Source organism: Micromonospora sp. NPDC052213, assembly GCF_040679695.1.
Lineage (GTDB): Bacteria > Actinomycetota > Actinomycetes > Mycobacteriales > Micromonosporaceae > Micromonospora.
The window spans coordinates 34,782-41,916 of record NZ_JBFAVI010000046.1; the positions used below are offsets into that span (position 1 = coordinate 34,782).

Annotated in this window: 6 protein-coding genes; 2 read left to right on the forward strand and 4 right to left on the reverse strand. The window is 74.3% G+C overall.

Translation table 11 applies throughout. The annotated features are described in order from the left end of the window. Positions 1 to 16: 16 nt before the first annotated feature. Positions 17 to 1,471: a GTPase HflX gene (gene hflX / locus AB0L34_RS14525; protein ID WP_357454062.1), complete on the reverse strand. Its 1,455-nt coding sequence runs from the start codon at positions 1,469 to 1,471 to the stop codon at positions 17 to 19. A gap of 174 nt (positions 1,472 to 1,645) precedes the next feature. Here hflX and AB0L34_RS14530 point away from each other — a divergent pair, with 174 nt between their 5' ends. Next, entirely contained in the window at positions 1,646 to 3,112 is a 1,467-nt protein-coding gene (locus AB0L34_RS14530; protein ID WP_363704958.1) for an NAD-dependent malic enzyme, read from the forward strand. Between the two features lie 72 nt (positions 3,113 to 3,184). Here the strand turns inward: AB0L34_RS14530 and dapF are convergent, their stop codons facing one another. The 3 genes from dapF to AB0L34_RS14545 are packed head-to-tail and all read right to left on the reverse strand — an operon-like array spanning position 3,185 to position 5,758. Next, complete coding sequence (dapF, locus tag AB0L34_RS14535) at positions 3,185 to 4,036, reverse strand: diaminopimelate epimerase (protein WP_363704960.1); 852 nt, start codon at positions 4,034 to 4,036, stop codon at positions 3,185 to 3,187. Positions 4,037 to 4,043: 7 nt separating this feature from the next. Continuing rightward, a complete protein-coding gene (gene miaA / locus AB0L34_RS14540; RefSeq protein ID WP_363704962.1) occupies positions 4,044 to 4,991 on the reverse strand; it encodes a tRNA (adenosine(37)-N6)-dimethylallyltransferase MiaA in 948 nt (315 codons plus the stop codon). Further along, entirely contained in the window at positions 4,988 to 5,758 is a 771-nt protein-coding gene (locus AB0L34_RS14545; protein ID WP_363704964.1) for a class III extradiol dioxygenase subunit B-like domain-containing protein, read from the reverse strand. The genes miaA and AB0L34_RS14545 overlap by 4 nt, the downstream gene beginning before the upstream one ends. Positions 5,759 to 5,908: 150 nt before the next feature. On the opposite strand from AB0L34_RS14545, the gene AB0L34_RS14550 reads away from it, so the two are divergent. After that, complete coding sequence (locus tag AB0L34_RS14550; protein ID WP_363704966.1) at positions 5,909 to 7,117, forward strand: DUF349 domain-containing protein; 1,209 nt, start codon at positions 5,909 to 5,911, stop codon at positions 7,115 to 7,117. The last annotated feature ends 18 nt before the right edge of the window (positions 7,118 to 7,135 follow it).

The following is a 7,135-nucleotide window of genomic DNA, read 5'->3' on the forward strand; positions in this document are numbered from 1 at the left end:
TGACGCCGGAACGCCGTTACCGTGCGGACGCGACCGCCTGGCTCTCCGCCGCCGCTCGGAACGGGGCCAGCTCGGCGGCGAGCGCGTCGCCAACCCGGACGTGCACCAACGTCCCCTCGGGCAGGTGGGCGGTGCTCAGCACCTCACCCTGCCGGTGCACCCGCGCCACCAGGTCGCCCCGGTCGTACGGGAGCACCGCGCGGACCTCCACCGCCGGGCGGGGCAGCCGCTCCTCGACGGCCTCGCGCAGCCCGTCGATTCCGCGCCCGGTGTGCGCGGAGGCGAAGACCGCCTCCGGCCAGAGCCGCTTGAGCCGCAGCAGCGTCTCCTCGTCGGCCGCGTCGGTCTTGTTGACCACCAGCAGCTCGGGCAGCCGGTCGGCGCCCACCTCGGCGAGCACCTCACGGACCGCGCGGACCTGCTCCTCCGGATCCGGGTGGGTGCCGTCGACGACGTGCACCACCAGGTCGGCCTCGGCCACCTCCTCCAGCGTCGAGCGGAACGCCTCGACGATCTGGTGCGGCAGGTGCCGGACGAAGCCGACGGTGTCGGAGAGGGTGTAGAGCCGCCCGTCGGAGGTGGTGGCCTTGCGGGTGGTCGGGTCGAGGGTGGCGAAGAGCGCGTTCTCGACCAGCACACCCGCGCCGGTCAACCGGTTGAGCAGGCTGGACTTGCCGGCGTTGGTGTAGCCGGCGATGGCGACGGCGGGAACGGCGTTGCGGGACCGGCGGGCGCGCTTGGTCTGGCGTACGGTCCGCATGGCCTTGATCTCCCGGCGCAGCCGGGCGATGCGGTGGCGGATCCGGCGCCGGTCGGTCTCCAGCTTGGTCTCACCGGGACCACGCAGGCCCACGCCGCCGCCGGCGCCCCCGCCGCGACCGCTACCACCGGTCTGCCGGGAGAGCGTCTCACCCCAACCGCGCAGGCGGGGCAGCAGGTATTCGAGCTGGGCCAGCTCGACCTGCGCCTTGCCCTCCTTGCTCTTGGCGTGCTGGGCGAAGATGTCGAGGATCAGCGCGGTGCGGTCCACCACCTTGACCTTGATGCGCTGCTCCAGGTTGCGCAGCTGGGACGGCGACAGCTCACCGTCGCAGATCACCGTGTCGGCGCCGCTGGAGAGCACGACCGAGCCGAGGTCGTCGACCTTTCCCCGGCCGATGTAGGTGGCCGGGTCGGGGCGGTTGCGCCGCTGGATCAGCCCCTCGAGCACCTGCGAACCGGCGGTCTCCGCCAGCGCGGCCAGCTCGGTGAGGCTGTTCTCGGCGTCGTTCTGGGTGCCCTCGGTCCAGACGCCCACCAGGACCACGCGCTCCAGGCGCAGCTGGCGGTATTCGACCTCGGTGATGTCGGCGAGCTCGGTGGAGAGGCCAGGGACCCGCCGCAGCGCCTGCCGCTCGGACAGCTCGAACTCGCCGGTGGTGGCGTCGAGCTCGTCGTCGGTGTAGGGGAGGTAGGTCTCCTGGTTGGTCAAGCCGGTCTCCTGTCCGTTCTGTCACGTACCGAGCAATCCTGACATGTGTCAACGCCGGACGCACCCGCTATATGCCCGCGTGAAACGCCACAAAAGCGGGGGCGGCCGGTGGGCCGGCCCGGGTGGGCGAGTAGAAATGCGGTGCGAGCCGCTCAGCGTCGACGGAGGGATCCTGTGTCAATCACCCGACTTCCGAGTGCCGGATTCTCGATCACCATCCGGATCGCCGTGCCCGCGGACGCGTCCTCCATCGGCCGGCTGACCACCTCCGTCGGCGAGGCCGGCGCGATCGTCACCGCGCTCGACGTGGTCGACTCCGACCCGACGCACGTGATCGTCGACCTGACCTGCGACACCGCCGACGCCGCCCACGCCGACCAGGTGGTCGACGCGCTGACCGCGCTCGACGGCGTGGACGTGCGCAAGGTCTCCGACCGGACGTTCCTGCTGCACCTCGGCGGCAAGATCGAGGTCAGCTCGAAGGTGGCGCTGCGCACCCGCGACGAGCTGTCCCGCGCGTACACCCCGGGGGTGGCGCGGGTCTGCCAGGCGATCGCGGAGAACCCGGCCGACGCCCGACGGCTCACCATCAAGCGCAACACCGTGGCCGTGGTCAGCGACGGCTCGGCCGTGCTGGGCCTGGGCAACCTCGGGCCGGCGGCGTCCCTGCCGGTGATGGAGGGCAAGGCGGCGCTGTTCAAGCGCTTCGGCGGGGTGGACGCCTGGCCGGTGGTCCTGGACACCCAGGACACCGACGAGATCGTGCAGATCGTCAAGGCCATCGCGCCCGCGTACGGCGGGATCAACCTGGAGGACATCGCCGCGCCGCGCTGCTTCGAGATCGAGGCCCGGCTGCGCGAGGCGCTGGACATCCCGGTCTTCCACGACGACCAGCACGGCACCGCGATCTGCGTGCTGGCCGCGCTGACCAACGCGCTGCGCGTCGTGGGCAAGCAGCTCGCGGACGTCCGGGTCGTGGTCTCCGGCGCCGGCGCGGCCGGCACCGCGATCATGAAGCTGCTGCTGCGCCAGGGCGTGGGCGACATCATCGCGTACGACCGGCAGGGCGCCCTGCACCGCGGCCTGACCGGGCTCAACCCGGCCTGGCAGTGGCTGGCCGACCACACCAACAAGGACAACTACGCCGGCGACCTGCCCGGGGCGGTACGCGACGCGGACGTCTTCATCGGTGTCAGCGCGCCGAACCTGCTCACCGGCGACGACATCGCCCTGATGGCCAAGGACTCCATCGTCTTCGCGCTGGCGAACCCGGACCCGGAGGTCGACCCGCGCGAGGCGCGCAAGCACGCCGCCGTGGTCGCCACCGGCCGTTCCGACCAGCCGAACCAGATCAACAACGTGCTCGCCTTCCCGGGTGTCTTCCGCGGCATGCTCGACGCGCACGCCGAGGAGTTCACCGAGGAGATGGCGATCGCCGCCGCCCGCGCCATCGCGGACGTGGTCGGCGAGGACAAGATCAACCCGACGGTGATCGTGCCCAGCGTCTTCGACTCCCGGGTGGCCCCGGCGGTCGCCGCGGCGGTGCGCGCCGCCGCCCAGAACCCGGCCCCGGCCCCGGCCGCGGACCCCGGCCCGGCCGACCTCCCCGAGATCGCCGCCGAGGCCAGCGCCACCCCCTGACGCCCCACCCTGCCCCGCCCCACCCCGGCGATCTCGCACCGGCGTGGGGCGGGAGGGCAGGGGAGGCTGGGGTCAGGCGGGCGTGGTCAGGGCGGCGGGGTCGACCTCGCCGACCGCGACCAGGACGGCGGGGCCGGCCAGCCAGCAGGAGTCCTCGGTGACCGTGACCGTGAGGCGACCGCCGGGGACGTCCACGGCGATCACCCCGGTGTCCCGGCCGGCGTCGCGCAGGGCCACGGCGGCCACCGCGCACGCGCCCGTGCCGCAGGAGAGCGTCTCGGCGGAGCCGCGCTCGTACACCCGCATCAGCACGTGCCCGTCGGCGCCGTCGACCGGCGCGCCGGGCGCGGTGAACTCGACGTTCACTCCGGCCGGGAAGGCAGCCGGGTCGAACTCCGGCGCGCGGGTGAGGTCCAGGCCGGTCAGGTCCAGCCCGGTCGGGAGCGCGCAGACCAGATGCGGGTTGCCGACGTCCACCGCCGCACCCGGCAGGGTCAAGCCGCCCAGGGTGGCGGTCGAGGCGTCGTACACCCGGGGGCGGCGCATCTCGACGGCGACGGCGTCCCCCTCGACGCGCGCGCGCACGAGGCCGGCCCGGGTGGCCACCGGCAGCGCCGCGCCGACCGGCGTGGCCAGCCCGGACGTGACCAGGTAGCGGACGAAGACCCGAGCACCGTTGCCGCACATCTCGGCAAACGAGCCGTCGGAGTTCCAGTAGTCCATGAACCACTCGGCCTCGCCGGCCAGGGCGGCGCCCTCGGGGTGTTTCGCCGCCCGCACCACCCGCAGCACGCCGTCGCCGCCGAGGCCGCGCCGCCGGTCGCAGATCGCGGCGACCAGCCCGGGCGTCAGGTCGAGCGCCCCGTCCGGGTCGGGCAGGATGACGAAGTCGTTGCCGGTGCCGTGGCCCTTGGTGAACTCCACGCCCCCATCATCGCGCAGCGGCCGGCAGCAGGCGCAGGGCGGCCGGGATCAGGTCCGGCGCGGCCGAGTCCAGCCAGTGGATCCGCTGGTCACGGCGGAACCAGGAGCGCTGCCGGCGGACGAACCGCCGGGTGGCCCGGACCGTCTCGTCGTGCGCCTCGCCCTCGGTGATCTCCCCGGCCAGGAAGCGCAGCACCTGCTGGTACCCGAGCGCCCGGCTGGCCGTCCGCCCCTGCGGCAGGCCGTGGCCGACCAGCTCGCGGGTCTCGGCGACCAGGCCGTCGGCCCACATCCGGTCCACCCGCAGCGCGATCCGCTCGTCCAGCAGCGCCGTGTCCAGGTCCACCCCGAGCTGCACGGACGGGTAGTACGGCGTGGGGCCGGGCAGCGACGCGGTGAACGGCGCCCCGGTCAGCTCGATGACCTCCAGCGCCCGGACGATCCGCCGGCCGTTGGTGGGCAGGATCCCCGCCGCGGCCGCCGGGTCGGCCTCCCGCAGCCGGGCGTACAGCGGGGCCGGGCCGGTCTCGGCCAGCTCCCGTTCGAGCCGCTCGCGGGCCGCCGGGTCGGTACCGGGGAACTCGAACCGCTCCAGCACCGCCCGCACGTAGAGGCCGGAGCCGCCGACCAGCAGCGGCACCCGGCCCCGGGCCAGGATGTCGTCGACCGCCGCGCGGGCCAGCCGCTGGTATTCCGCCACGCTCGCCGGCTCGGTGACGTCCCAGATGTCCAGCAGGTGGTGCGGCACCCCCTCGCGCTCGGCCGGGGTGAGCTTCGCGGTGCCGATGTCCATGCCCCGGTAGAGCTGCATCGAGTCGGCGTTGACCACCTCGCCGTCGAGGGCGTGCGCGAGCGCGATGCTCAGTGCGGACTTCCCGGCCGCCGTCGGCCCGACCACCGCGACCACCGTCCCGACCGGCGGGTGGCCGCCGCCGGCGTCGGCCGGCCCGGTCACGCCGGCTCCCAGGTGGCCACGAAGTAGGCCACGCCGTAGGGCGCCGCGTCGTAGGTCAGGTCACCGTGCCAGCGTCCGCCCGCCACGCCCGCCGCGCCGGCGAGCACCTGCCAGGCCGCCCGACCGGCGACCTTCAGCTCGGCCGACAGCACCGGGTCCAGGCCGTGCAGGGCGGCGGCGTCCGCGTCGGCCAGGGCCCGGGCGACCCCCTCGTCGTACGCCCGCGCGCGCGGGTCGGCGTAGCCGGGCGCCTTCTCGCCCCGGCAGGCGGACCCGTCCCCCGTCACCAGCAGCGCGACCCGGCCCTCGGCGCGGCGTACCAGCTCCGCCCCGAGCGCGGCGCACTCGCCGGGGGCGGCGTCGGCGGCGACCGACGTGGCGAACCGGGGCAGGTCGGTCCCCGCCCTGCCGAGCAGCCACGCGCCGACGGTCAGGCTCAGCGGCAGCCGCTCCCCGCCGCCGCAGTTGGTCCTCCACAGCCGGACGTGGCGGTCGACACCGTAGGCGCGCAGGGAGCCGTAGTCGGCGGCCCGGAAGCGGACGGTCTCCGGACCGGCGCCGACCAGCACGATCTGGTCGGGCGAGGCGGCGAGCAGCCGGCCGACGGCCGCGTCGCAGGCCGTGCGGAGTTCGTCCAGCTCAGCGGCGGCGGCACCGGCCACCTCGGGCACGATCAGGGGCGGATGCGGGCAGACTGCGGCGGCGACCAGGGGCACCCGTTCACCGTAGCGGGACCCCCCGGTGCGTCCCCGCGCCGATCCGGTCATTCGGGGGCTAGGACACCGTATGGTCACGGTCGGCGATAGGCGCTCGACGCGGACGGGGTCGGACCTGTGACAATGCCGGGAGTAACTTTGCTGCGCCGTGGCGGCGATCGTGGGACCGGTCCCCGACGCCGGGAGAACGAGGATGGGCACATGAGCGACTGGACGGCCTTCGGACGGGTGGACGCGGACGGCACCGTGTACGTCAAGACCGCCGACGGCGAGCGGGTGGTCGGATCCTGGCAGGCGGGAGCGCCCGAGGAGGGGCTTGCCCACTTCGCCCGCCGCTTCGACGACCTGGTGACCGAGGTCAACCTGACGGAGGCGCGGCTCAACTCGGGTGCGGCGGACGCCGGCCACTCGCTGACGACGATCCGCCGGATCCGCGCCTCGCTCGCCGAGGCGCACGTCGTCGGCGACATCGACGCGTTGGCCGCACGGCTGGACCGGCTCGCCGCCGTCGCCGAGGAGAAGGCCGGCGAGGCCAAGGCCGCCCGGGACGCCGCCCGGGGCGAGGCACTCGCCCGCAAGCAGGCGCTGGTGGAGGAGGCGGAGAAGCTGGCCGCCGAGTCGACCGGCTGGAAGACCGCCGGCGACCGGCTCAAGGAGATCCTCGAGGAGTGGAAGACCATCCGCGGGGTCGACAAGAAGACCGACGGTGAGCTGTGGAAGCGGTTCGCCGCGGCCCGGGACGGCTTCACCCGCCGCCGGGGCGCCCACTTCGCCTCCCTGGACTCGCAGCGCAAGCAGGCGCAGTCGGTCAAGGAGGAGCTGGTCGCCGAGGCCGAGAAGCTGAAGGACTCCACGGACTGGGCGGCGACCGCCAACCAGCTCAAGGACCTGATGAACCAGTGGAAGGCCGCCCCGCGTGCCTCCAAGGAGGCGGAGCAGAAGCTCTGGGAGAGGTTCCGGGCCGCGCAGGACGAGTTCTTCACCCGGCGCAGCGAGGTCTTCTCGGCCCGCGACAACGAGCAGCGGGCCAACCTGGAGCGCAAGCAGGCGCTGCTCGCCGAGGCCGAGGCGCTGGACGTCGACGGCGACCCGAAGGGCGCGCAGGCCAAGCTGCGGGAGATCCAGGCGCAGTGGCACGAGGCGGGCCGGGTGCCCCGCGAGGCGGCGGCCGGGCTGGAGCGCCGGCTGCGGGCGGTCGACGACAAGGTCCGCGAGGTGATGGACTCCGCGTGGCGGCGCACCACCAAGGAGGACAACCCGCTGCTGGCCCAGATGCGGACGCAGGTCGCCGAGGCCGAGGAGCGGCTGGCCCGGGCCCAGGCGGCCGGGGACGCCCGGCGGATCAAGGAGGCCGAGCAGGCGCTCGCCTCGAAGCGGCAGTTCCTCCAGCTCGCCGAGCAGGCCGGCTGAGCTGAGCCACGCGAAAGC